27 protein-coding genes, 1 tRNA gene and 1 riboswitch are annotated in these 24,039 nt (G+C 63.8%); of the genes, 13 read left to right on the forward strand and 15 right to left on the reverse strand.

The window, feature by feature from the left end; all coding sequences use genetic code 11:
• Nucleotides 1–161: 161 nt before the first annotated feature.
• The 3 genes from OKW27_RS31620 (at nt 162) to OKW27_RS31630 (ending at nt 2,860) form a co-directional block, all read left to right on the forward strand.
• Nucleotides 162–629, forward strand: a complete 468-nt coding sequence (locus tag OKW27_RS31620) for an acid phosphatase (protein ID WP_429335785.1) — start codon at nt 162–164, stop codon at nt 627–629.
• A 148-nt stretch (nt 630–777) separates the two neighbouring features.
• Nucleotides 778–1,500: a response regulator transcription factor gene (locus tag OKW27_RS31625; protein ID WP_429335786.1), complete on the forward strand. Its 723-nt coding sequence runs from the start codon at nt 778–780 to the stop codon at nt 1,498–1,500.
• The gene (locus OKW27_RS31630) at nt 1,478–2,860 is read left to right on the forward strand and encodes a sensor histidine kinase (protein ID WP_429335787.1); all 1,383 of its coding nucleotides are present in this window, start codon (nt 1,478–1,480) and stop codon (nt 2,858–2,860) included. The genes OKW27_RS31625 and OKW27_RS31630 overlap by 23 nt, the downstream gene beginning before the upstream one ends.
• 100 nt (nt 2,861–2,960) lie before the next feature.
• Here the strand turns inward: OKW27_RS31630 and OKW27_RS31635 are convergent, their stop codons facing one another.
• Together OKW27_RS31635 and OKW27_RS31640 are read right to left on the reverse strand one after the other, a co-directional pair.
• Nucleotides 2,961–4,703, reverse strand: a complete 1,743-nt coding sequence (locus OKW27_RS31635) for a hypothetical protein (protein WP_429335788.1) — start codon at nt 4,701–4,703, stop codon at nt 2,961–2,963.
• Between the two features lie 327 nt (nt 4,704–5,030).
• Nucleotides 5,031–5,106: transfer RNA gene (locus tag OKW27_RS31640), tRNA-Lys, on the reverse strand.
• Between the two features lie 170 nt (nt 5,107–5,276).
• Between OKW27_RS31640 and OKW27_RS31645 the strand changes: the two genes are divergently transcribed.
• Nucleotides 5,277–6,419: an ISNCY family transposase gene (locus OKW27_RS31645; protein WP_429335789.1), complete on the forward strand. Its 1,143-nt coding sequence runs from the start codon at nt 5,277–5,279 to the stop codon at nt 6,417–6,419.
• A 268-nt stretch (nt 6,420–6,687) separates the two neighbouring features.
• On the opposite strand, the gene ybgF is transcribed toward OKW27_RS31645, so the two are convergent.
• From ybgF to ydfG, 8 genes are all read right to left on the reverse strand, one after another.
• On the reverse strand, nt 6,688–7,437 hold the full coding sequence (gene ybgF / locus OKW27_RS31650) for a tol-pal system protein YbgF (protein WP_090803165.1): 750 nt from the start codon (nt 7,435–7,437) through the stop codon (nt 6,688–6,690).
• A gap of 20 nt (nt 7,438–7,457) precedes the next feature.
• Nucleotides 7,458–7,964, reverse strand: coding sequence for a peptidoglycan-associated lipoprotein Pal (gene pal / locus OKW27_RS31655; protein ID WP_018419502.1), 507 nt, complete (start codon nt 7,962–7,964; stop codon nt 7,458–7,460).
• A gap of 32 nt (nt 7,965–7,996) precedes the next feature.
• The gene (tolB, locus tag OKW27_RS31660; protein ID WP_090803166.1) at nt 7,997–9,289 is read right to left on the reverse strand and encodes a Tol-Pal system beta propeller repeat protein TolB; all 1,293 of its coding nucleotides are present in this window, start codon (nt 9,287–9,289) and stop codon (nt 7,997–7,999) included.
• A 138-nt stretch (nt 9,290–9,427) separates the two neighbouring features.
• Nucleotides 9,428–10,477 carry a cell envelope integrity protein TolA gene (gene tolA, locus OKW27_RS31665; protein WP_429335790.1) on the reverse strand — a complete coding sequence of 350 codons (1,050 nt, stop codon included), beginning with the start codon at nt 10,475–10,477 and terminating at the stop codon, nt 9,428–9,430.
• Complete coding sequence (tolR, locus tag OKW27_RS31670) at nt 10,474–10,920, reverse strand: protein TolR (protein WP_090803169.1); 447 nt, start codon at nt 10,918–10,920, stop codon at nt 10,474–10,476. The genes tolA and tolR overlap by 4 nt, the downstream gene beginning before the upstream one ends.
• Before the next feature lie 10 nt (nt 10,921–10,930).
• On the reverse strand, nt 10,931–11,608 hold the full coding sequence (tolQ, locus tag OKW27_RS31675) for a protein TolQ (protein WP_090803171.1): 678 nt from the start codon (nt 11,606–11,608) through the stop codon (nt 10,931–10,933).
• 187 nt (nt 11,609–11,795) lie between these two features.
• The gene (ybgC, locus tag OKW27_RS31680) at nt 11,796–12,260 is read right to left on the reverse strand and encodes a tol-pal system-associated acyl-CoA thioesterase (RefSeq protein WP_429335791.1); all 465 of its coding nucleotides are present in this window, start codon (nt 12,258–12,260) and stop codon (nt 11,796–11,798) included.
• Nucleotides 12,261–12,363: 103 nt separating this feature from the next.
• Nucleotides 12,364–13,110, reverse strand: a complete 747-nt coding sequence (ydfG, locus tag OKW27_RS31685; RefSeq protein WP_090803174.1) for a bifunctional NADP-dependent 3-hydroxy acid dehydrogenase/3-hydroxypropionate dehydrogenase YdfG — start codon at nt 13,108–13,110, stop codon at nt 12,364–12,366.
• Between the two features lie 247 nt (nt 13,111–13,357).
• A riboswitch (ZMP/ZTP riboswitch) is annotated at nt 13,358–13,484 on the forward strand.
• A 178-nt stretch (nt 13,485–13,662) separates the two neighbouring features.
• On the opposite strand from ydfG, the gene glyA reads away from it, so the two are divergent.
• The 7 genes from glyA to OKW27_RS31720 all read left to right on the forward strand — a co-directional run bounded on the left by glyA (nt 13,663) and on the right by OKW27_RS31720 (nt 18,478).
• Nucleotides 13,663–14,910 carry a serine hydroxymethyltransferase gene (glyA, locus tag OKW27_RS31690; protein WP_429335792.1) on the forward strand — a complete coding sequence of 416 codons (1,248 nt, stop codon included), beginning with the start codon at nt 13,663–13,665 and terminating at the stop codon, nt 14,908–14,910.
• A 3-nt stretch (nt 14,911–14,913) separates the two neighbouring features.
• Nucleotides 14,914–15,396, forward strand: coding sequence for a transcriptional regulator NrdR (gene nrdR / locus OKW27_RS31695; protein ID WP_008919734.1), 483 nt, complete (start codon nt 14,914–14,916; stop codon nt 15,394–15,396).
• A gap of 213 nt (nt 15,397–15,609) precedes the next feature.
• Nucleotides 15,610–16,176, forward strand: coding sequence for a GspH/FimT family pseudopilin (locus OKW27_RS31700; RefSeq protein WP_429335793.1), 567 nt, complete (start codon nt 15,610–15,612; stop codon nt 16,174–16,176).
• The gene (locus tag OKW27_RS31705) at nt 16,173–16,622 is read left to right on the forward strand and encodes a type IV pilus modification PilV family protein (protein WP_090803178.1); all 450 of its coding nucleotides are present in this window, start codon (nt 16,173–16,175) and stop codon (nt 16,620–16,622) included. The genes OKW27_RS31700 and OKW27_RS31705 overlap by 4 nt, the downstream gene beginning before the upstream one ends.
• On the forward strand, nt 16,619–17,425 hold the full coding sequence (locus OKW27_RS31710) for a PilW family protein (protein WP_429335794.1): 807 nt from the start codon (nt 16,619–16,621) through the stop codon (nt 17,423–17,425). Before OKW27_RS31705 ends, OKW27_RS31710 begins: the two co-directional genes overlap by 4 nt.
• A 128-nt stretch (nt 17,426–17,553) precedes the next feature.
• Nucleotides 17,554–18,024: a pilus assembly PilX family protein gene (locus OKW27_RS31715; protein ID WP_429335795.1), complete on the forward strand. Its 471-nt coding sequence runs from the start codon at nt 17,554–17,556 to the stop codon at nt 18,022–18,024.
• Nucleotides 18,025–18,046: 22 nt separating this feature from the next.
• Nucleotides 18,047–18,478, forward strand: coding sequence for a type IV pilin protein (locus OKW27_RS31720; protein ID WP_090803183.1), 432 nt, complete (start codon nt 18,047–18,049; stop codon nt 18,476–18,478).
• Nucleotides 18,479–18,556: 78 nt separating this feature from the next.
• Here the strand turns inward: OKW27_RS31720 and OKW27_RS31725 are convergent, their stop codons facing one another.
• The 3 genes from OKW27_RS31725 to OKW27_RS31735 all read right to left on the reverse strand — a co-directional run bounded on the left by OKW27_RS31725 (nt 18,557) and on the right by OKW27_RS31735 (nt 19,953).
• Complete coding sequence (locus tag OKW27_RS31725) at nt 18,557–19,072, reverse strand: DUF3318 domain-containing protein (RefSeq protein WP_429335796.1); 516 nt, start codon at nt 19,070–19,072, stop codon at nt 18,557–18,559.
• A gap of 57 nt (nt 19,073–19,129) precedes the next feature.
• Nucleotides 19,130–19,519: a phage holin family protein gene (locus OKW27_RS31730; RefSeq protein ID WP_090803186.1), complete on the reverse strand. Its 390-nt coding sequence runs from the start codon at nt 19,517–19,519 to the stop codon at nt 19,130–19,132.
• A gap of 131 nt (nt 19,520–19,650) precedes the next feature.
• Complete coding sequence (locus OKW27_RS31735; protein ID WP_026225611.1) at nt 19,651–19,953, reverse strand: DUF883 family protein; 303 nt, start codon at nt 19,951–19,953, stop codon at nt 19,651–19,653.
• A 347-nt stretch (nt 19,954–20,300) separates the two neighbouring features.
• Between OKW27_RS31735 and OKW27_RS31740 the strand changes: the two genes are divergently transcribed.
• Nucleotides 20,301–20,939 (forward strand): peroxiredoxin, encoded by a 639-nt coding sequence (locus OKW27_RS31740; RefSeq protein ID WP_184055435.1) that lies wholly within the window; start codon nt 20,301–20,303, stop codon nt 20,937–20,939.
• A gap of 74 nt (nt 20,940–21,013) precedes the next feature.
• Here OKW27_RS31740 and OKW27_RS31745 read toward each other — a convergent pair whose 3' ends face one another.
• Nucleotides 21,014–22,204 (reverse strand): acyl-CoA dehydrogenase, encoded by a 1,191-nt coding sequence (locus OKW27_RS31745; RefSeq protein ID WP_429335797.1) that lies wholly within the window; start codon nt 22,202–22,204, stop codon nt 21,014–21,016.
• Nucleotides 22,205–22,298: 94 nt separating this feature from the next.
• On the opposite strand from OKW27_RS31745, the gene OKW27_RS31750 reads away from it, so the two are divergent.
• Nucleotides 22,299–23,084, forward strand: a complete 786-nt coding sequence (locus tag OKW27_RS31750; protein ID WP_429335798.1) for an IclR family transcriptional regulator — start codon at nt 22,299–22,301, stop codon at nt 23,082–23,084.
• Between the two features lie 41 nt (nt 23,085–23,125).
• Here OKW27_RS31750 and OKW27_RS31755 read toward each other — a convergent pair whose 3' ends face one another.
• A complete protein-coding gene (locus OKW27_RS31755; RefSeq protein ID WP_184062236.1) occupies nt 23,126–23,959 on the reverse strand; it encodes an EAL domain-containing protein in 834 nt (277 codons plus the stop codon).
• Nucleotides 23,960–24,039: the final 80 nt, after the last annotated feature.

The raw sequence follows: 24,039 nt of genomic DNA on the forward strand, positions 1-24,039 counted from the left end.
ACAACAGCGCGATCCGCACTGACGCTACGCGACGCGCTCGGGTTTGTAAGTTTGTGGACACCGCGCATTCATACGGCGAGTTACGCCGCACCGTCCGCGGAGGCGAGCTATCTCGACGCCCGTCAAATTCCGCTTGGCGTGCTGCTCGCGCCACCAAGTCCGTGTTCCGTTTCGCGGATGTGCTCGGACCGGACTTCAACGAAGCTGGTCTGCCGAAAACCGCTGCGCTGTTCGAAGCCGTCGATCACGATGCCGAGCGGGTCGCAAAAGGCGGCAAGCATTTCTTTAGCCGCGCGCGGCCCTTCATCGCGAGCCGCGACGTGCAACCGATCGTGCCGAAGCGGCCCGGCGACGACTACCACTCGTACCCGAGCGGTCATGCGACCGTCGGCTATCTGTGCGCGATCCTGCTCGCGCAGATGGTCCCCGAGAAGCGCGATGCGCTATTCGCGCGTGGGCGCGAATTCGGCATGAACCGCGTCGTCGACGGCGTCCACTATCCGAGCGATGTCGAAGCGGGTCGCATCGACGGAACGCTCGTCGCGGCGGCGCTGATGGCCAATCCGGATTTTCAGCGCGACTTTGCCGATGCGAAGGCGCAAGTGCGCGCGGCACTGAAGCTCGACTAGTTGCACGTGTGAACGGTTTTCGGCTCCGCGCGGGACGCGTCATGAAGCAGCAACATGGCCATGTCATACTCCGCGCCCGCATAGGCGGCCCCCGCTATTGACGTCGCCGTTCATGCGGCGACGCACGACCACAGGAAACGACGTCCTCTTGGAAAGCAGAGCAGCGATCAACTACCCCGCGGGGCGCCGACCCCGCATTCTCGTCGTCGAAGATGACGAGCGCGTGAGGCTCGAAGTCTCCACCGCGCTCGAGGACTACGACTTCGCGGTGGAAAGCGTGCCGAGCGGCCATGCCGGCCTGCTGCGCGCGCTCAACGGCGATTTCGACGCCGTCGTGCTCGACCGGATGCTGCCCGACGTGGATGGCTTGTCGATTCTGTCCACGTTGCGCAACGTCGGCAAAGAGACGCCGGTGCTGATATTGAGCGCGCTGTCAGCGGTCGACGAACGCGTGCGCGGCCTGCGCACCGGCGGCGACGATTACCTGACCAAACCGTTCGACAGTCTGGAATTGACCGCGCGCCTCAATGCGCTGCTGCGCCGCCGCTCTTCCTCGGAGCAGCCGCTCATGCTGAGCGTCGGCGATCTCGTGCTCGATATTGGCACGCGCCAGGTCAGCCGGGCGGGCGAGTCGATCGAGTTGAAGCCCCGCGAGTACCAGTTGCTCAGATACCTGATGCTGCATACGGAGCAGCCTGTGACGCGCGCGATGCTGTTCGAGTCGGTCTGGAATTACCGCTTCAATGCGCAGACCAACGTGATCGACATGCATATCGGTCACCTGCGCCGCAAGATCAGTCTGAACGGACGGTTTTCGCTGATGATCCACACGGTTCGAAATGTCGGCTATGTCCTCCGTGCCGGCGAATAGGCGCTGGCTGCGCCTGCCGGCGAACAACGTCACATCGCTGCTGATGGTGTTCATCAGTTGCGCGGTCGTGCTGTTCGCGATGCTCTACTGGATGATGCACACGTATCTGCTGCACGAGGTCGATGAACGGCTGCGCGGAGAAGTGGCCGAGTTCAGCTCGATCGGCCGCGCCGAGGCGATCGCCAATATCGCGGCGCTGAGCCGGCGCGACATCGCGAGCAGCCGGCCCTATGGCGTGTTCGACGAAGAAGGCCGCTGGCTCGCCGGCAATATCCACGCGTTGCCGGCCGAGCGCGAGCGCCGGCCGTTCTACTACACGCAAGCAATGGACGACGGGCCGCCGTCGCTGGCCAGTCATTTTCGCGGCATCATCGTGCCGACGCGTAGCGGTCTGCGGGTGGTCGTCGGTCACTCGATCGACGAGATCATTCATTTCGACCATACGCTCGTGAAGATCCTGTGCCTCGGGCTCATGCTGACGATTCTGCTTGCCGTCGGCTGCGGCGCCGCGCTTCACGCGATGTCGAACCGGCGTATCCGCTCGATGAGTCTGACGGCGCGCGAGATCATGGCGGGCCAGTTGAGTCGGCGTCTGTCGAATCGCGGCACGCATCACGATCTCGACCGTCTGGCGGAAATCGTCAACCTGATGCTCGATGAAATCGAGCGGCTGGTGGCCGAAGTGCGCGGCGTGTGCGCGGGCATCGCGCACGATCTGCGCACGCCGATGACGCATCTGCGCGCGGGCCTCGAACGCGCGCGGCGCCGCTCGCATACCGTCGACGACTACACGAGCGCCGTCGACACCGCGATCGCGCAATCGGACGTCGTGCTGCACCGTTTCACCGCGCTATTGAGGATCGCGGAGGTCGAAGCGGATGTCAGACGCGCGAGCTTCTGCGACGTGTCGCTGGACACCATCCTGCGCGACGTCGCGGAGTTGTACGAGCCGGTCGCGGAGAACCGTCGTTTGTCGGTCGCGGTGCTGGCGTCCGAACCAGTTTTCGCGCGCGGCGACGTGGATCTGCTGTTCGGCGCTATCGAGAATCTGCTCGATAACGCGCTGAAGTTCACGCCCGGTGGCGGCGCGGTGACGCTGCAAGCAACGCTTGAAGCGGGAAGGCCCGTCGTGCAGGTTGCGGATACTGGACCCGGTATCGAGGCAGGTGAGCGCGATGCTGTCCTGCGTCCGTTCTATCGCAGCAGAAACGGGCAGGAGGCGGCGACTTCGGGGCATGGCGTCGGCTTGAGTCTCGTGGCCGCGATCGCGCGGGTGCACGAGGCCGTCGTGGAGATTCACGACAACACGCCAGGCTGCAGGATCGTGTTGCGGTTCAATGCGGGACTGCCGGCGCGTTGAGGCGAGACGGCGATTGCTCGCGACGGATTTTACGTTGGAGCGTGCAAGAAAAAACGACCTGCCGGATGGCAGGTCGTTTCTTTTGAATCCACTAACCCGCTCAGGACTTCGGCACGAGTGCGACGCCGCGCAGCGCCTGGCCATACGGCGCGGTCTGCATCACGGTGAAGCCCTGCGCCGAGCTCACCGTCGAACCGTTGATGCCCACGGTGATCTTGACGAGCTGGTTCGAGTCGGCGCCCGCATCGAACGCGGTGCCGAGGCTGTTGCCGATCGTCGAGGTCACGGCGTAGATCGTGAACGAACCGTCGCTGTTGACCTGGCCCGTGATGTTGCGCAAGCCGTCAGGCGTCGTCGTATAGCTCGCGCCCTTCGTACCGTACGCGCCGGTCGTGTCCGTCACCGTGTAGGCCGTGCCGAGGTTCAGGCCGGTCGTCAGGTTGGCGAGCGGCTTCCACGTGCCGTTCTGGTTCTGATAGACCCACAGGCCGCCGCTGCCGCTCACCTGGTCGCCCGGCGTGCCGTCGCCTTCGTCGGCGACGAACATGATCGACGGATTCGACGCGGGGATCCACATGCCGAACGGATAGACCGTGCCGGTCACCTGGCTAGGCGACGTGAGCGCCGTCAGGTTGGTCGCGAGGGTCGTCGGGAAACCAGGCACGATCGTCACCGCGGCGTTTTGCGGCAACTTGCCGCCATTGGCGAGCGCGCCGGTCGCGCCGACCTGGTACACCGTGTTCACGCCGTTGCCGCCGCTGCCCTTCGAGACGTACATCGTGCCGTCCGGGCCGACGAACAGGCCGCGGTAGTTGGCGTCCTTGCCGGTTTTGTCGGCGGCCGTTGCGGGCGTGGTCGGCAGGCTCGCGATCGAGAATCCGAACTGGTCGCCCGTCGAGCTACCGCCCGTGATCGAACCCATCGACGCCAGCGAGCACGCCGTTCCAGCCGGTGCAACCGCGTACGTGCCGGTGCCCGTGCCGGACTGGAATGCGCCGATTACTTGCGTGAACGCGCATTGGCTGCCCGGAGCGATGCTTTGCACGCCGGTGTTCATCGTCAGCATGTCGAGCTGGGCCGTCGTCGGCTTCGGATTCTTGCCCGAATTGCCGGCATTGCCGACGATGTAGTACATGCCGTTGGCGAGCACGGCCGCGCGGCTGTTGTTGCCGGCGTACGCGTTGGTGTTCGTAAACGACAGGCTGTTATCGGCGAAATTCAGCTGCGCGACGGTACGGTAGGTAGGCGTTGCGACGTCGGTATTCGTCGTGTCGACCACGCCTGGCGTATTCGTGTTTGAGATATCGAGCTGGTCGATCGACGCGTTGTAGCCGGTGAAGGTCAGCGATTTCTGATCCAGCGACACGTTCAGCGCGAGCTCCGACTTCGAGGCGAAGCTGGTGGCGAAATTCACGTTGCTTTTCGCGGCCTGCGCGGTGATGTCCAACGTTTGCGACGGGCTCGTCGCGTTCGGTGCCCACTGATCCAGATACGCTTCCGACGTCACGCCGAAGTTGGCGTCGTTCGAATCGTTGGTGAACACGTTCGGAAAGCCGCCGGGCGTGACGGCCGTCACGGGCGATGCATTGGTGGTCGTGGGCGTCGCGTTATAAGGCAGCGTGCCGCTCACGACGTACGCCGGATCATAGGCCGTGCGCGAGATCAGCAGGTTGCCAGCCGTGTAGTTGCTGGCGGAAGTCGAGGGCGTCGTCGTCGTGGCCGGGGTGCTGCTCGTGGTGCCTTGCGGCGCGCTCGTGCTCGACGGGTTTTGGGTGCTGCCGCCGCAGCCGTAGATGGCGGAGATCAGAACCGCGATCGGAAGCGCCTTCAGGGTGGTTTGCATTCTGTGTGTTTGAGTAGGGTGGGTGAAATTTTTGAAAGTTGCAGCCGGTATTGCAAGTCGCGAGGCTACAAACCACCCGTGGCACAAACATGAATCGAAAATTACTAAAAAGATAAGAATGCGCTGGCGCGTTGGCGCGATGTCGTTGCGGGATGCCTGGTGTTCTTTGGCGGCGTTGGAGGGCGGAGGGCAGTGCCTGAACGGAAGGCTACGTTGAGGCGGGCGGGAAGAAGCGGCTCGTTTGCCGCGCGCGTACCTGTTTGCACACGCGGGCAAAGGAAAAAGAAAAGGGCCGACATGCTTTCGCATGTCAGCCCTCGAATCTTTTGGTAGGCCGTACGGGATTCGAACCTGTGACCAACGGATTAAAAGTCCGCTGCTCTACCAGCTGAGCTAACGACCCAAAAGAGAAGCGAAATTATATCGGCGCACCAATGCCCTGTCAACTCAGCAAGACCGTCGTGTTAGGAGCAAATCAATTGTCCGGTTCTGTAGCACGTAATGTGTCCGGTTTTTGGGTGCGGTATGGAACCACCCGTAAGCCGGGCACGCTGGTTACAGGAAACCCGGAAGATGAGATTCGAAGAGGTGTACACGGACTGGCAGGATCGGCGACTTACGCAGGCGGAAGCGGCGCGCCTGCTGGGGGTTTGCGAGCGCACGCTGCGGCGACAGATTGATCGCTACGAGGCGGACGGACTGCAGGGGCTGATCGACAAACGGCTTGACCAGATATCGCATCGTCGGGCGCCCGTCGATGAGGTAGTCAAGCTCGTGGAGCTCTACCGGCGCGACTACCCCGGCTGGAACGTTCGACATTTCCATGGCTGGTACCGGCGTGAGCATGGCGGCCAGCGCAGCTACACGTGGGTCAAGAACCAGTTGCAGCAGGCCGGTGAAGTCAAGCGGGCCAAGGCGCGTGGCAAGCACCGCAAGAAGCGCGAGCGAGCGCCGCTGGCGGGCATGCTGATACATCAGGATGCGAGCCGTCACGAGTGGGTTAGCGGGCACGACTGGGATCTGGTGGTGACAATGGACGATGCGACGGGCGAACACCTGTCGATGTTCTTCTGCGACGAGGAAGGCACGGCGTCGAGTTTCCACGGCGTGGGCCAGACAATCGCGCAGCACGGCCTGTTCTGTGCGCTGTACACCGATCGCGGCAGCCACTATTTCCATACGCCTGAAGCTGGCGGCAAGGTCGACCGAAACAACCCGACGCAGTTCGGCCGGGCGCTGGCGCAGCTGGGCATCGAGCACATCGCGGCGTACTCACCCGAGGCGCGCGGGCGTTCGGAGCGGGCCTTCGGCACGCACCAGGAGCGGCTGCCACGCGAGCTCGCCAAAGCCGGCATCACCAGCATGCAGCAGGCCAATGTGTATCTGGAACAGGTCTATCTTCCCCGCCACAACGCCGAGTTCGCGGTATCTGCAGCCGAGTCAGGCAGCGCCTTCGTGCCGTACATCGGCAATGGCCTGGCCGACATCCTGTGCGAGCACCACGAGCGCACCGTGAACAACGACAACTGTGTGAGCTTCGAGGGGCTGCCACTGCAGATCCCGGCCGGTGGTTCGAGGCCCCATTACGTCAAGCGGCGGGTGCGTGTGCATCGCTACGTGGACGGCTCGCTTGCCGTGTTTTACGGTCCGCGCTGTCTGGGACGTTATGATGCCGCGGGCACACTGCAGGTTGACCCGGTTCAGCAGGCCGCCTGAGGGTTCGCCAGACGGCCGCGTGGGCGGCAAACCGGCTTCGGGCTATGCCCTGCGCCGCTTTGCCGCCCACGCAGGAAAGCGGACAAATCATTTGCTATAAAACCGGACAGTTCTATTTGCTCCCAACACTCAGCAAGACCGTCGCCCAAAATGAAAAGCCCGGGCATTACTACCCGGGCTTTCCAGCGAGAGGCGCGCGTGGCTATCACTTCGGACACTGCGCGTTACTGCCAATTACATCAAAACGTGATCAATCCGACATCACGATCTACTTGATCTGCGACAGCTTGTTCTGGGCCGACTGCGCGACGTCCGAGCCGGCGTATTGCGCGACGATCTGCTCGAGCGTCTTTTTCGCCGCGGCCTTCTGGCCTTGTTCAAGCTGATTGTTCGCGATCGCGAGCAGCGCTTCCGGTGCACGCGGATGCTGCGGATAGTTCTTCACGACACCTTGCCAGACCGCCGTCGAACCCTTGTAGTCGCGCAGTGCATACAGCGCGTTGCCGAGCCAGTATTGCGCGGTCGGCTGATAGGGGCTGTTCGGATATTTGGAGATGAAGCTGCGGAACGATGCCGCCGCGTTCTTGAAGTCGCCGCTGCGGAATTGCTGTGAAGCCGCGTTGAACGCATCGGTTTCACCCGGCTGCACCTCGCCCTGGACGCCGTCCACCGTCTGTTGCTGCGGCTCGAATTTCTTCAGGCGCGTGTCGAGATCGGTGTAGTAGTCCTTCTGCTGCTTTTGCAGCGTCGTGAGCTGGTTCGCCATGTCCTCGTTCTGTCCGCGCAGCGTCGCGACCTGCTGGTTGAGCTGGTCGAGACGGTTGGACTGATCGAGGATCGTGCGTTGCGCCGCCGATAGCTGGCTCGACAGACTATCGGTCTTCGAGCGCAGATCGAGAATGGCCTGGCGGGCCTGATCGTCGTCGAAAATGCCCGCATGGGCGGGCACGGCCGTGAGGGCCGTGCCTGCGACGCAGGCCGCTGCGGCAAACCGCAGCCAGGAGAAACGATGCGTCATTCGGCTCATCACCCGTTGACTTACTGTTGATACGCGAGGTCGGCGCGGCGGTTCTGTGCCCACGACGCTTCGTCATGACCCGTTGCCAGCGGCTTTTCCTTGCCGAGGCTCACGGCCTCCATTTGCGAATCCGACACGCCCATCAGCGACAGCGAACGACGCACGGCTTCAGCACGCTTCTGGCCGAGTGCGAGGTTGTATTCGCTGGTGCCGCGCTCGTCGGTGTTGCCCTGGATCAGCACGTGACGCTGCGGGTGGCTCTTCAGATATTGCGCGTGTTGTTGCAGCAGCGGTTGATAGTCATCCTTCACCGAGTAGCTGTCGAAGTCGAAGTAGATGCTGCGCTTCGCGAGCGGGCTGTTCGGATCGTTCAGCGGGTCGACGTTGACCGTCGCGACGTCGTTCGGGTTCGGTTGGGCCGAGCCTGCGCCCTTGTTGGCGTTTTCGTCGAGCTTGACGCCCGAGTGACATGCGGCCAGTGCACCGACCATCACGACGGCGAATGCGAAACGAAGTTTGGACATCATTTGATTACTCTCCTTGTGTTATTGCATCAACGTTATTGCATAAACGGGCCCCAGGACGGCTCGCGTACGCTGCCCCCCTGAACGGACAGGACCTGCCGAGTGCGACCGTCGGTCGATACTGCGGCCAACACGCCACGGCCGTTCACCTGAGTGGCGTAAAGAATGTACTGACCGTTCGCCGCGAAGCTCGGCGATTCGTCATGTGTCGTGTCCGTCAGGCCCGTGGCGGATCCGCTTTGCAGGTCCTGGATGTACAGCTTGAATGCACCGCCGACGCGCGAGATGTAGGCAAGCTCCTTGCCGTCAGGACTCACACGCGGACTGGTGTTGTAGCTGCCCGTAAACGTGACGCGTTGCGCGCCGCCCGCGCTTTCACCTTGCGCCGGCATCTTGTAGATCTGCGGTGAGCCGCCGCGGTCGCTCGTGAAATAGATCCACTGACCGTCAGGAGAGTAGGTCGGCTCGGTGTCGATCGAGCTGCCTTGCGTCAGACGACGCAGACCGCTGCCGTCCGCGTTGACCGCGAAAATCTGCGTATTGCCGGTACGCGACAGCGCGACGGCGAGCGTGCGGCCATCCGGCGACCACGCCGGCGCACTGTTGTTGCCCTTCTGGTCCGATACGACGATGCGCCGGCCCGTGGGCAGGTCGTGGATATAGACGATCGGCTTCTTCTTCTCGAACGACACGTAAGCGACCTTGGTGCCGTCGGGCGACCAGGCCGGCGAGATGATCGGCTCGGGGCTCGACAGCGCGATGTGCGCGTCCTGACCGTCCGAATCCGAGATCTGCAGCTGGTAGCGGTTGCCCGACTTGACCACATACGACAGGCGCGTGGCGAACACGCCGCGATTGCCCATCAGCTTGGCGTAAATGTAGTCCGCGACCTTGTGCGCGCTCATGCGCAGACCGCTTTCCGGGCTCACCAGCACGAGGCCGCCGAGGCTTTCGCCCTTGACCGTGTCGTACAGCTTGAAGCGCACTTCGTACTGGCCGTTCGGCAGGCGGTTCACGCTGCCCGCGACGAACGCGTTGGCGCCCTTCGCCTTCCATGCGCCGAGGTCGACGGAATCGGTCTCGGACACCGGCGTCGAGCCTGCGTCGATATTCGTGAATTTGCCGCTGCGTTGCAGATCCTGACGCACGATCGTGCTGACCTGCTGCGGGGAGTTCGCTTCATTGGCGAAATTCGCCGTTGCGATCGGAAACTGAGTGGATCCGACGCCCGTCACGAGGACGTTGAGTTGTGCGTTGGCGGCGCCGCCGACGGCGATCAGGCACGTTGCCACGAGTGTTCGCAGGCCTAGCTTGGTCATCAAACTCATGCTGTATGGGTTCCTCAAAACGGTTTTACTTAATACTCGAAGACAGCAGACAGACCGGAAAACGGCTATTTCGTTCCCGCGCAACGCCGCGCCGGGTGGGGCGCGGCATTGGCCGCCGGTCGGCTGTCAGCCTGCACATCAAGCCGCCGGACGCAGCGTGATAGTGAAGTAGTCCGGCGTCTTGCCATTGACGTCCCGAGGCATCGGATCGGAGGCTTTCACCGCCCGCAACGCGGCGGCGTCCCACGCGGCGTTGCCGCTGCTGTGGGTAATGTTTGCGCTCAGCTGATTGCCGTCCGGCGAACAACGCACGGCGACCACGGTCTCGAGACCTTCCGTTTCGCCGCCCCAGTTCACATGCTGAAGCACCAGCCGTCGTACCTTGTCCGCGTAACCCGGCGATGCCGCCGTGCCGCCCGAGCCGCTACCCGTTCCGCTCTTGCCCAGTCCGTTGCTGCTCGAACTGCTGCCGCCCACGCCGCCGGCCAGACCCTGCATCTGCGCAAGCCGCGCGCGACGTTCGTTGTCGAGCTGCTTTTTCGCCTGCGCGGCCGCATCGGCTTGCGCCTTGGCCTTCGCCGCTTTCTCCGCCTCAGCCTTCTTCTGCGCTTCTGCCTGAGCCTGCTTTTGCTGCTGCTCCTGCTGTTCTTTCAGTTGCTGTTGCTTCTGCTGCTCGGCGAGCTGCTGTTGCTTGAGCTTCTCGGCCTGCTGCTGCTGTTGCTGTTGTTGCTGCTGTTGCGCCTGCTGCTGCTTGAGCTTCGCGGCCTTCTGCGCCGCGAGCTGTGCCGCCTGTTCGGCCGCCAGCTGTTGCTGACGCTTCGCTTCCGCTTCCTGCTGCTCTTTCAGCTTCAGCTGGCGCTGCTGTTCGGCCAGTTGGGCCGCGCGAGCCGCTTCCTGCTGCTGACGCTTCTTTTCCTGCAGCGCGATGTCGGCTTGTTCGTCGCGCACGGGCGGAGCAGGGGCGACCGGCGTGGGCGGCGGCGTGACGACCGGACGCGGAATCGCCGAATCCGGCACCTCTGTCCACAGTTCCGCCTGCTCGCCCTCGGGCGTGCTGTTCTGCCATTGGATGCCGCGATACAGGAAGAATCCGAGCAGCGCATGCATCATCAGCGCGAACAGAAAAGCTCGCCCGGTGCCGCGTTCACGCGGCGGCTGAAGCGGGTATTCGGAGTTCTTGCGGATCATTGCGATTTGACGAGCAATCCGACGCGCTTGACGCCCCGAGCCTTCAGCTCGGACATCACGTTCATCACGACTTCGTATTTCACGGTTTTGTCGGCGGCGATCACGACGGGCTGATCGGGGTGCGATTGTGCCCGATCGGCGATGAAACCGTTGAGGCCAGCCTTCGTCATGTCTTCCTGCTGCTGCGCGCCGGAGTCGTCCTTGTACTTGACGCTCATATTGCCGTCCGCGCGGATGTTGACGATGACGGGCGGCGTCTGCTGTTGGGGCGCCGCGCCGCCGACGGTCGGCAGATTGACGATCGACGGCGCGACGAGCGGCGCCGTGACCATGAAGATCACTAGCAGCACGAGCATCACGTCGATGTACGGCACGACGTTGATGTCGGCCATTGCGCGACGCGAGCGCGAGCCGCGCATGCTGGAGGAACGGGAGCCTGCCATCATGGCCTCCTCAGTGTGCCTGGCGCTGCAGGATGTTCGAGAACTCTTCGATGAAGGTTTCGAAACGGATCGCCAGACGGTCGATGTCGTGCGCGTAGCGGTTGTAGGCGACCACGGCCGGAATTGCGGCGAACAGGCCGATCGCGGTGGCGGTCAGGGCCTCGGCGATGCCCGGCGCGACGTTCGCGAGCGTGGCCTGCTGCACGTTGGCGAGGCCGCGGAACGCATTCATGATCCCCCACACCGTGCCGAACAGACCGATATACGGGCTGACCGAACCGACCGACGCGAGGAACGCCAGATTCGCTTCGAGCACGTCCATTTCGCGTTGGAACGCCGCGCGCATCGCGCGCCGGGCGCCGTCGAGAATCGCGCCCGAATCGTTCAGGCGCTTCTCTTTGCCCTTCAGAAATTCCCGCATGCCGGACTCGAAAATCCGCTCGAGCGCGCCGATCCTGTGACGGTTGTTCGCGGCGCTCTGATACAGCGCCTGCAGGTCGCCGCCCGACCAGAAATCACGCTCGAAGCGTTCAGTTTGCGCGCGCGCCCGGCGAATCGCAAACCACTTGCGGAAGATGAAAGTCCAGGAGAGTAGCGACAGCAACAGCAGCAGAGCCATGACGGCCTGGGCCAGCAGGCTCGCGTTGAGTACGAGTGAAACGATCGACAGATCTTGTGTAGTGTTCATAAAGGTTCGTTTTAACGTCCCGGGAAGGGGGCGTCCGGCTGCAAGGCCGCTTCAAGCTTGCCGTGGGCAAAACGGAAGCTTCGGCGGTATCGAAGCCGAACCATGCTTTGTGTTACCTGACCGGTATGAGTTCACTGGCCCCGTAACAACGAGGCTCAGGGATCGTCCGTTGACATGCCGCCGTCGTTCAGTCAGCGCTTTCGCTAGTGCCCGGCCCGTGCCGCAGCGCGGCGAGAACCGACGGCGGGATCGCGGCTGGCCGCAGCGTCGCGCGGTCCACACAGCCAATCCGGACCGAACCGGTAGCAAGCAGCGTGCCTTCGCGCCATGCTTCCTGCACGAAGTCTACCGAAGCTCGGCCAAGACGCTCGATCCGGCTGATAATTTTCACGATGTCGTCGAGTCGGGCCGGAGCCCGGTAATCGACCGCGGTACTGCGCACGATGAAAATCGTGTCGTTTTCGTCCGCAAGCCGGTGCTGGTCGACGCCGCACGCGCGCAGCCATTCGGTGCGAGCGCGTTCGAAAAACTTCAGGTAATTGGCGTAAAACACGATGCCGCCGGCGTCGGTATCTTCGTAGTACACGCGGATGGGCCACGTATAGCCGATTTCCGTGCCTGGCCGGCTGGTCGACATATTCATGCGGCGCATTCTACCGGAACGCACAACCCGGGGTCTGTTTCGAAGTGTGAGTTGCTTGTGGCGGGCGTCGGCGGCGATGGGAGCCGGCTTTGCCGGCCGCCCGCCTTCAAACTCAGCCGCGATGCACGGACAGACCGGCGAACGACTGCGCGACCGGCATCAGCTCGATCGTGTTGATGTTGACGTGGGCAGGGCGCGTGGCGATCCAGTAGATGGAATCGGCGATGTCTTCGGCCGTCAGCGGCTGCACATTTTCGTAGACCTTGGCGGCCTTGTCGTCGTCGCCGCGATAACGCACGTTCGAGAATTCGGTGCCGCCGCACAGACCCGGCTCGATGTCGGTCACGCGCAGCGCGGTGCCGGCGAGGTCGGCGCGCAGGTTCAGGCTGAACTGGCGCACGAACGCCTTGGTCGCGCCGTACACGTTGCCGCCCGCGTACGGCCAGCGGCCCGCCACCGAACCCAGATTGAAGATATGCCCGCGGTTGCGCTCGACCATGCCGGGCAACAGCGCATGCGTGACCTGCGCGAGGCCCGTGCAATTGGTCTCGATCATGGTGTTCCATTCATCGAGACTTGCCTTGTGAGCCGGCTCGGTGCCGAGCGCGAGGCCGGCGTTGTTGACGAGCACGTCGATCGCGGCGAAGTCCGCCGGCAGCGAGGCGGGCACGGCTTCGACGGCGGCGCGATCGCGCACGTCGAGCTCGTACGGCAGCAGCGCGTCGCCGAGCTCGTCGGCGAGTGCTTGCAGACGGTCCTTGCGGCGTGCAGTGGCGACGACACGATGGCCGCCCTTGACGAACGAGCGGGCGATGGCGGCGCCGAATCCGGCCGACGCTCCTGTGACAAACACGATCATTGCAGTTCCCTGGTCGGTAAGAGACAAAGGCCCAAAGCCTACTTCCAATGGCACGCTGCGGCAAGGATGCACGAGCCGGATCGGCGGCTGCCGCGGCGGCGCGCAACGGGTGCGCGGCGCGACCGGCGCGCTTTCCTCAGATGGTTGCGCAGCGGGGCCGCCAAACCGTCCGGAGGCCCCGCCAGCGGCCGCCGGAGCACCCGCAAGTCGGTTGCCTATTCGGGCCTCTTCCAATACACTAACGCGCTCGACCCTGCGTGACTGGCGATAGAACCGAGTCGTCCGACTCAGCCGATTCAACCAATCGGGTTCAAGGTGGAACAACCCACCGTGAAGCGCAGGGTGCCGTTTTGCCGTTCGCCTGGGCAGCCGTGAACCGCGCGCATTAATCTGCGCTGACGGTGGCTGGCTCGCCTCGCGTGTGCGGCGACTCTCCACTCGCCACGTCAGGGCAAGCCTCGCCGCCCAAAGCGCTGCGTACCCCGCTGTGTACTCTCTACGCAGGATTCGGCGCACGATCCGGTCAACCTGAAAACACTCAACGGAACCCGTATGTTTGACAGAGCCCAAAGCACCATCGCCAACGTCGATCCTGAACTCTGGAAGGTCATCGAGCAGGAAAACCGCCGTCAGGAAGAGCACATCGAACTGATCGCGTCGGAAAACTACACGAGCCCGGCCGTGATGGCCGCGCAAGGCTCGCAACTCACGAACAAGTACGCCGAAGGGTATCCGGGCAAGCGCTATTACGGCGGCTGTGAATACGTCGACGTTGCCGAGCAGCTGGCGATCGACCGCGTGAAGCAGCTGTTCGGCGCCGAAGCCGCGAACGTGCAGCCGAACTCGGGCTCGCAGGCGAACCAGGGCGTGTTCTTCGCGATGCTCAAGCCGGGCGACACGATCATGGGCATGAGCCTCGCGCACGGCGGCCACCTCACGCACGGCTCGCCGGTCAACATGTCGGGCAAGTGGTTCAACGTGGTCAGCTACGGCTTGAACGAAGCCGAAGACATCGACTACGACGCCGCCGAGAAGCTCGCGCAAGAACACAAGCCGAAGCTGATCGTAGCGGGCGCGTCCGCGTTCGCGCTGCGCATCGATTTCGAACGCATGTCGAAGATCGCGAAGTCGGTCGGCGCGTACTTCATGGTCGACATGGCGCACTACGCCGGTCTCGTCGCCGCGGGCGTTTATCCGAACCCGGTGCCGCACGCCGATTTCGTCACCACCACCACGCACAAGAGCCTGCGCGGCCCGCGCGGCGGCGTGATCCTGATGAAGGCCGAGTTCGAGAAGCCGATCAACTCGGCGATTTTCCCGGGCATCCAGGGCGGTCCGTTGATGCACGTGATCGCCGCGAAGGCCGTCGCGTTCAAGGAAGCGCTTTCGCCGGAATTCAAGGGGTATCAGCAGCAGGTCGTCGAGAACGCGCGTGTGCTTGCTGAAACGCTGGTCAAGCGCGGTCTGCGCATCGTGTCGGGTCGCACCGAAAGCCACGTGATGCTGGTCGACCTGCGCGCGAAGAAGATCACCGGCAAGGCTGCGGAAGCGGCACTCGGCGCGGCACACATCACGGTCAACAAGAACGCGATCCCGAACGATCCGGAAAAGCCGTTCGTGACCTCGGGTATCCGCCTCGGTTCTCCGGCCATGACCACGCGCGGCTTCGGCGTGAAGGAAGCCGAGCAGGTCGGCAACCTGATCGCCGACGTGCTGGACAACCCGGAAGATGCCGCGACGATCGAGCGCGTGAAGGTTCAGGTCGCCGATCTGACCAAGCGCTTTCCGGTTTACGGCTAAACCATGCATTGCCCCTTCTGCCGCCATGCCGATACGCAAGTCGTCGACTCGCGCGTATCCGAAGACGGCGCGACGATCCGCCGGCGCCGCCGCTGCCCGGCCTGCGACAAGCGTTTCACGACGTATGAGCGGGTCGAGCTGGCGTTGCCGTCGGTCGTCAAGAAGGACGGCACGCGCACGGAATTCGATCGCCGCAAGATCGTCGCGAGCATGCAACTGGCGCTGCGCAAGCGCCCGGTTGCGGTGGACGCGATCGAAGCGGCTGTCGCCCGTATCGAGTATCAGCTGCTCGGCAGCGGCGAGCGCGAGGTGCGTAGCGAGCGCCTCGGCGAACTCGTGATGAACGAGTTGCGCGCGCTCGACACGATCGCTTACGTCCGTTTCGCTTCCGTGTACCGGCGCTTCGAAGACGTCTCCGAATTCGAGGACGTGATCGAGGAATTCCGCCGCGCCTCTTCCCCGCCCAAGCCTTCCCGCAAGCGCTGAGCGCACGCATGTCGCAGCTGAACTGCGGTCATTCGCGTCCATCGCCTCGCGCATTTCGCGCTTTTTTTCACGCATCGCTTCTCCCGCCTCCGTGATCGATCGTCACGTGCATTGTTGCGCGCGCTAACGTCTGAATGCCACCTGGCCATTCGGACGATGGTCGGCGCGCTCGCAAATCGCTAGATTGGCTGCATCCGTTCGTAACGCTCAGGGATGCAGATGAAATTCAAGGGGATTTACCGGCCATCGCGCGGCGGTTTCACACTCGTCGAAACGCTGGCGGTGATAGCGCTCGTGATGCTGATGGCCGTGATGGCGGTGCCGTCGTTCGCCGCATGGCATATGCGCGATCAGGTCGACGCGCGCTCGAAGGCGCTGCTGTCCACGTTCGCCTACGCGCGCAGCGAGGCGCTGCGGCGCGGTGCGCGCATCACGGTGTGCCGCATCGATGCAGCGCGCGTCTGTCTCGCGTCGGGCCAAGCCTGCGCCGGCGGCATCGCCGACTGGGCCTGCGGCTGGGCCGTATTCGCCGAACGTGGCGGCAAGCCGTCGTTGTTGCGCGCGCAGCCGGCGCTCGCGGCGGTGAGCATCGCCGGCGTGCAGACGGATATGACGTTCACGCCGCCGGCTGGGCAACTGATCGGCGCGTTTCGAAGTTTTGATGTTGCGCCGCGAAGCCCATCGAAATCGATGCAGGGGAACCCGTGGCGGCGCTGCATCAGCGTCGCGGCAGGAGGTCGCGCGCGGATCTCGGAGGGCGCGTGCGGAGCGACGTCATGAGACAGCACGCATTCAAGACCGGTTTGCGTGTGCACGCATCGACATGTAATGGCAGCTCGTTGATCGAGGTGATGCTGGCGGTCGCGTTGGTCGCGGTGAGCGCGCTGGGTTTGATCGCGGTTCAGGTGTGGATCGCACGCGAAGCGCGCGCGATGACGCTGCGCGAGAGCGCCGCGTGGATAGCCGACTCGATTGCCGAAGCGACGCGCACGCCTTCCACGGGCGATGTCGCGCTCAATCAATGGCGCACCTGGGCGAGCGTTCTGCTGCCGCACGGCGACGCATCGATTGGCGAGAGCGGCGCGGTCGCGGCGGCGCGCGTGACGTGGGCGTCCGTGCGGGACCGGCCCGCTTTGGGCGATGCGAGCGCCCAGCCGGCGGAGCCTTGCGGCGACGTCGATGCACCGGCTGGATCGTCGTGTGTCGCGTTGGCGTTCGCGAAATGAAGCGGCCGCATTGCCCACTCGGTCATACGCTAATCGAATTCCTGATCGCGATGGCGCTCGGGTTGCTCGTGATCGCGGGCGCCGTGTCCCTTTACACGGCGCAGCGCAACGCGTTTGTGCAGGCGAGCAACGCGACCCGGATTCGCGAAGCGGGCTTGACCGCGCTGATGCTGATCGGCCAGCAATTGCAGATGGCCGGCTTCGTCCCTGCCGATGTCATTGGCTACAACGCGGCGCCTGCGCTATTCGGCTGCTCGGGCGGTCGTCCGACCGGCGCCGACGACAGCCTCGCTTGCACCGCCTTGAGCACCGGCTCGGATGGCGTCGCGATCCGTTACGTCGCAGACGTCGTATCGACATGGCCATCGTCGAGCGGCCAGGTCACCGACTGTGTCGGACAGGCCGTCAAAAGCAGCGACGCGGTCCTTGGCGATGAGGGCGCGCCGGTGGTCAATCGCTACTTCGCCAACGTCAGCGGCTCGACCGGCGAGCCGGAGCTTTACTGCGTGGGCAGCGGCAACGCGGGGTCCGCGCAGCCGCTGATCGAAGGCGTCGAGCGCGTGCGGTTGCGCTACTGGCTGGACGGCGCGGCGGATGCGGTGAATGCGTCGGCCGTAGCGGCGGATCAATGGGCGAACGTCGTTGCGGTCGATGTCTGCGTGCTGGTGCGCGGCGCGCCGCAAGGACAGCGTTCGAAGTACATCGACTGCGATGGCGTGAGTACACTCGGTACCGACCTGCGGCCTCGACAGGTGTTTTCCCGCCGCGTTGCGCTGCGGAATCGCGCGGAGGCGTCGTCGTGATGGATCGCGGCACAGCAGCGCAACGCGGCCGCGCGTACGACATATGCGGCGGGCCAGGCGGAACAGCGAAACACTTAGGTAAGCGAAATTGTCAGGGCGGTGCCCGACGGGCACATCAACGCGGCGTCGTGCTAGCCATCGTGCTGTTGATCTCGGCCATGATGCTCGCCACGTCCGCGATATGGTTCGAAACATCGCTCGCGGCCGCTCGCGCGGCGACCAATGTGCGCGACTATCTGCAGGCTTTCCACGCGGCGGATTCGGCGCTGAGCTGGTGCGAGCGCAACGTGCTATCGGCAAGTGGCGACGCGCGCGATGCACCGCTCACATCCGGCGAGCCGACTCAATGGAGGCTTGAAACCGCGTTCGACGCAGGCGCCATCACGCCCGTGGCGCAATGGCCGGGATCATCGCGCGCGCCGCAATGCCTGATCGAGCCTTGGCGTCTCGCGAGTCGACCCAACGCCAGCGCTTATCTGCTGACCGCGCGCGGCTTCGGGTGGAGCAGCGAGTCGCAGGTCTGGTTGCAGATGGAGGTCGTGACCGAAGATGGCGCGATCGAACGTCATTGGCGGCGCGTTGCAGCAAGACCATTCTGAGGAACGCACCGACTGGACACGTATGAAAAGGCCGAACACATCCGCATTCACGCTGCTCGAACTCGTGATCGCGCTCGCGATTGCCGCCACGCTCGCCGCGTTTGCGATCCCTTCGTATCGCAGCCACATTGCGCGCACGCATCGCATCGATGCGGCGTCGGCGTTATATCGGGCTGCGCAATTCGTCGAGGCCGCGGCGAGCGATGGCGTGCCGGCCTTGCCACCGGGTATCGATCAGGCGCCGCAGTTCGGCGCTCCGGTGTATCGAGTGCGCGTGCTACCCGCGGACGACACGAACGGCGGCTATTCGATCGAAGCGGCGCCCGCGGAAGCGGGCCCGATGCGCGACGACTCGTGCGGCACGTTCACGCTAGATGCGACGGGTCAGCGAGGCAATAGAAACGATGCGAGCGGCGCGACGCCCACGAGCAGCGAATGCTGGAATACCAGTTAGCGGTGGTTGAAGTCCGACACACGCAACCTTGCGAGCGGGAGGTCCGATAGATCGCTGCCACTCGCAGCGGCCACGACCTCAATAGCCGCTTCGCAACGAATCGTCCTGCGCCGCCGGCGACTGCGCCGTAGCGGAAGCCGCCGCGGCCGCCCGCGCCGCCGCCGACTCGTTCTTCATCTGTTGCCAGATCCGGAACGCTTCCCACGCGCCGAGCGCAAGGCTGCCCCACTTCAGCGCGGGCTTCGCGCTCGCGACGACCCTCGCGCGCAGCGGTTTGGCGAGCAACAGCGAAGCGATCGAGCTGATGAACGGGTACTGCTTGAGCAACGCGCCGATCGTGCCCGCGTTGAGCACGCTCGCCTTTGGCCCTTTACCGACGCGCACGCCGCCAAAGCCGGGGATCACGAACCTGAGCCAGCTGAAATGCGTGACGGCCTGGCGCAGTTCGAAGCTGGCCCGTGCAAGCTCGACGCGCTCGACGTCCGCGCGCACGAGCAGCAATTCCTTGCGCAGCGCCCGCAGATGCGGCGCGCTCAGATCCTTCGACGGATGGCGCTTGTTACGAAAGGCGGTATCAGGACGGGAGGGGCTCATGGCGTGTCGGCGGCAGTGAGGGTGAGGCGATGGATCGGATGCAGACGAACTTTCCCATCAGTCGCGGCTGCGAAACGCTTCGCGATCCTTTTCGAACTCCGCGATGGTCGTTTCGAATACCATCGGCGCGTTGCGCAAACCGCTGCGCGCCTTCAGCGCACAGGCGAGCCCGGCAATCGCGTAGACCGCGGTGATGCCGGCAAGCGCCTGCCATCGGTAGGTGTCCCAGAAGGCAATGGCGACGAGTGCGGTCAACGCGATCAAGGCCATCGTGGCGAGCATCGTCGCGGCAAGACCGAGAAACAGCACGCCGAGCAGGCGGTCTTTTTCCTCGGCGAGTTCGATGCCCACCAGTTCGAGCCGCGTCTGCAGGATCGCAAACACGGAACTGAGAATACGGCGCAACGGGCTGCGTTCTGCGCGCTGCGAGTGTGTTTCGGTCGTCATGGCTGTGGGCGTTGCGCGTGAGGGCCTGGCCGGCGCGTGCGCGCCAGCAGAAGGGGACCGGCGAGGCTCGCGCCGGTCCGCCCGTGTCGCCGGTGCGCCGGACATGCCTGCTCCGGCGGCCTCACCGGCCTTTACTTGCGATTGATCAGCAGACCGACCACCACGCCGATGCCCGCGGCGATGCCGATCGACGCCCACGGATGCTCGTGCACGTAGTCGTCGGTGGCGCGGGCGGCCTTCTTGCCTTTTTCGACGACCACGACCTGAACGTCGGCTGCCTTTTCTTTCGCCTGCTTCAGGCGCGTCAGCGCGGTTTCGCGCAGTTCCGACGCGCGTTCGCCGGTAGCGCTCGCGGCCTGTTTCAGCAGGTCTTCAGCGTCCGCGAGGACGGTTTTGATATCCGACATCAATCTCTCCTTGTTGACTTCCGACATTGACAGCTCCCTTTGTCTCACGCTACGCGTAAATCGTAACCAAAGAAACGGTCGCTGGCGAGCATAGTGCGGTTGCATGCCGCCGCTGCACGATTCGTTCCCGCCAGCGCGTGGCGTCAAGACACCCGTTTGAGGGCACTCTGCTCCAAGGCGGTATCTGGATTGAGTTGATCTGTCCCGCAAAGTTTCCGTCAAACGGGAGAAAATTACAAAAACACATAAAGTACTGACGCGATGTTGGTTCGCCATGTACCACCGCGGCCTTATGCTTTATCGTGACTGGCCGCGGCGGGCACACGCCCGCGACCTTATCCGGATACCTTCCGAATACCTACAGGAGATGCACTATGAGTCTACGTCTTGGCGACATTGCGCCGGATTTCGAACAGGAGTCGAGCATTGGCCGCATCAGGTTTCACGAGTGGCTCGGCAATAGCTGGGGCGTGCTGTTCTCGCATCCGGCCGACTTCACGCCGGTCTGCACGACCGAGCTGGGCCTGACCGCGAAGCTCGCGGGCGAGTTCGAAAAGCGCAACGTGAAGACGATCGCGTTGTCGGTCGACAGCGCGGAGTCGCACAAGGAGTGGATCAAGGACATCAACGAGACGCAGGCCGCCAACGTCGGTTTTCCGATTCTCGCGGACGGCGATCGCAAGGTCTCCGGGCTGTACGACATGATTCACCCGAACGCGAACGAAACGTTCACGGTGCGCTCGCTGTTCGTCATCGATCCGAACCGGAAGGTGCGTCTGATCATCACGTACCCGGCGAGCACCGGCCGCAACTTCGACGAAGTGCTGCGCGTGATCGATTCGCTGCAACTGACCGACAGTCACTCGGTCGCGACGCCGGGCAACTGGAAGCAGGGCGATGACGTCGTGATCGTGCCGTCGCTGAAGGACGAGGAAGTCATCAAGCAGAAATTCCCGAAGGGCTACAAGGCGTTGCGTCCGTACCTGCGCCTGACGCCGCAGCCGAACCGGTAAGCGGCGCGGCATGAACCAAAAAGCCGGTTCGAAGGAACCGGCTTTTTTGCATTATCGATACACCAGCATCGGAATCAGAAGAACGCCTGAATACCGGTCTGCGCACGGCCGAGGATCAGTGCGTGAACGTCGTGGGTGCCTTCGTAGGTGTTGACGACCTCGAGGTTCACCAGATGACGCGCGACGCCGAACTCGTCCGAAATGCCGTTGCCGCCGAGCATGTCGCGCGCGAGGCGGGCGATGTCGAGCGCTTTGCCGCACGAATTGCGCTTCATGATCGAGGTGATTTCGACCGCGGCCGTGCCTTCGTCCTTCATGCGGCCGAGGCGCAGTACGCCTTGCAGCCCGAGCGTGATCTCGGTCTGCATGTCGGCGAGCTTCTTCTGGATCAGCTGGTTCGCGGCGAGCGGCCGGCCAAATTGCTTGCGATCGAGCACGTACTGACGCGCGATGTGCCAGCACGCTTCAGCCGCGCCGAGCGCGCCCCAGGCGATGCCGTAGCGCGCCGAGTTCAGACACGTGAACGGACCGCGCAGGCCGCTGACACCCGGCATGATGTTCTCTTCCGGCACGAACGCTTCGTCGAGCACGATTTCGCCGGTGATCGACGCGCGCAGACCCACCTTGCCGTGGATCGCCGGTGCCGACAGACCCTTCCAGCCCTTCTCGAGAATGAAGCCGCGGATGTTGTCCTGGCCGTCTTCCTCGAGCTTCGCCCATACGACGAAGACGTCGGCGATCGGCGAATTGGTGATCCACATCTTTGAGCCCGACAACGAGTAGCCGCCATCGACCTTCTTCGCGCGCGTGACCATGCCGCCCGGATCGGAGCCGTGGTTCGGCTCGGTCAGGCCGAAGCAGCCGATCCACTCGCCGCGCGCGAGCTTCGGCAGATATTTTTCCTTCTGCGCGTCCGAGCCGAATTCGTAGATCGGCACCATCACCAGTGACGACTGCACCGACATCATCGAGCGATAGCCGGAGTCGACGCGTTCCACTTCACGCGCGATCAGCCCGTACGCGACATAGTTCAGACCGGGGCCGCCGTACTGTTCGGGAATCGTCGGACCGAGCAGGCCAAGCTCGCCCATTTCGCGAAAGATCCCGATATCGGTCTTTTCGTGGCGGAACGCCTCCAGCACGCGCGGCAGCAGCTTGTCCTGCGAGTAAGCCGCAGCGGCATCGCGCACCATACGTTCGTCTTCGGTGAGCTGCTGATCCAGCAGCAACGGGTCTTCCCAGTGAAACTGCGCGGCTACGGCCATGACGTATCTCCTGATTTCTCGCTCAGAACCCGCTTGACTAGAGTTCCGCTTTGCGAAACAATGTTTTGCAAATGACGCCCGAGTGTATCACCCTATGACGCCGCCATCCACTTTCTCCGCTTCGCTCGACGAACGCAAATTCGTCGTCGCCCTTGCTCGCGGGCTGGACCTGTTGCGCGCGTTCCGGCCAGGCGAGACGATGCTCGGCAATCGAGATTTCGTCGAACGCACGGGTCTGCCGAAGGCAACCGTGAACCGGCTCGCCTACACGCTGACCGTGCTTGGCTATCTGCGGCTGGACGAAAGACACGGCAAATATGCGCTCGACGCGGGCGTGCTGTCGCTCGGTTTCGCGCTGCTGTCGGGCACCGACATGCTCGAACTGGCACGCCCGCACCTGCGCAGCCTGGCGCGCGAGGTCGGCGCGGCGGTCTCGCTCGGGTGCCGGGACGGGCTCGACATGGTGTATCTGGAGACGATTCGCAGCGAAACCGCATTGACGCTCGGCCTGGCATCCGGCTCGAAACTGTCGATGCTGACGAGCTCGATGGGTCGCGCCTATCTCGCGGTGCAGCCGCCCGACGCGCGTACCGCGTTACTCGCGGAACTGAAAAAAGCGGCTGGCAGAATGGGGGCGATGCTCGTCGCCGAAGCCGAACAGGAGATCGCCGCGTTCGCGACCGAGCGATGCTGCTACTCGTTTCGTGCGTGGCATGACGACGTGAACGCAGTCGCGGTGCCGTTTCGCGAGCCGCGCGAAAACCGCTGGCTCGTGCTCAGCTGCAGCGGGCCGGCGTCGTCGATGGGGGAGGAAGTGTTTCGCGAGAATGTCGCGCCGCGCCTGAAGGCGCTCGCGGCGCGGCTGGGGGAGCCGGGCTGAGGTAATGCCGGGGCGCCCCGGCTAACCGGGCCCACACCGTGTCACGCCGCCCGGTCGTGATAATGCGCGTTGAATAATGGCCCTTGCACGAACCGCACGTCGTACTGCTGTAGCGCGGAGAATTGCGCCTCATCCATCACGCGATTGAAAATCAGCGGCACCCGCAGCCGGCCCGCGTAGCCGACGAGCGGCTTCACGGTCGCGTCGCGCAATGCGGCCGCCGCATCCATCTTGATGAAGTCGAGCCGCGCGGTTTCGGATACCGACAGGATCTGCCCCGCGTTCGACAGATTGCCCGCCACCTTGAACCCGTAGTGCTGATAGCTGCGCGTCAGATAGCCCAGGAACGTCTTGTGTGCGACCGCCGCCGCCGGCAACTCGATCACGATGCGCGTCGGACTCAAATTGAACGAGGTCAGCACGCTCGAAAAATGCCGGCCGTGGTCGTACTTCACGCTCTTCAACAGCCTCTCGTGCACCCGCAGAAACAGCAACCCATGCCGCTGCGGGCCGAAGAAGTTGATTGCGTGCAGCGCGCGCGACATGCGGTCTAGCGCGACCAGTTGCTGATCGTCGGCGATGTTGTCGAACGGATCGAACACCTCGAATGGCGGCGCGTCGAGCCGGTGCGTGACCGCCTGAAAGCCGAGCTCATCACCGAAGCGGTCGACCCCTTCCGCGCCGCATGACAGCGACTGCGCAAGCCCGTGCACGCTGATGTCGAAGATCGGCTCGTAGGCACTCGTGAGCTCGATGCCATCGAAATGTGCGAGCGCGATGCCGGCGTGCCCGCCTTGTCCCATTGCCAGATGCTCGCCGAGAAACGGGTGATGAGCGGCGCGGGCGATCAGATCGGGGATGGTCGGCGAAATCATGAAGGCAAATGAAAGGCGACGATGAACGCGCACCGGGCGCGTGGCAGCGCGACGCGATGGCCGCATTCATTGATGGTAGC

The sequence above is a fragment of the Paraburkholderia sp. 35.1 genome (assembly GCF_050436525.1).
Classification (GTDB): domain Bacteria; phylum Pseudomonadota; class Gammaproteobacteria; order Burkholderiales; family Burkholderiaceae; genus Paraburkholderia; species Paraburkholderia tuberum.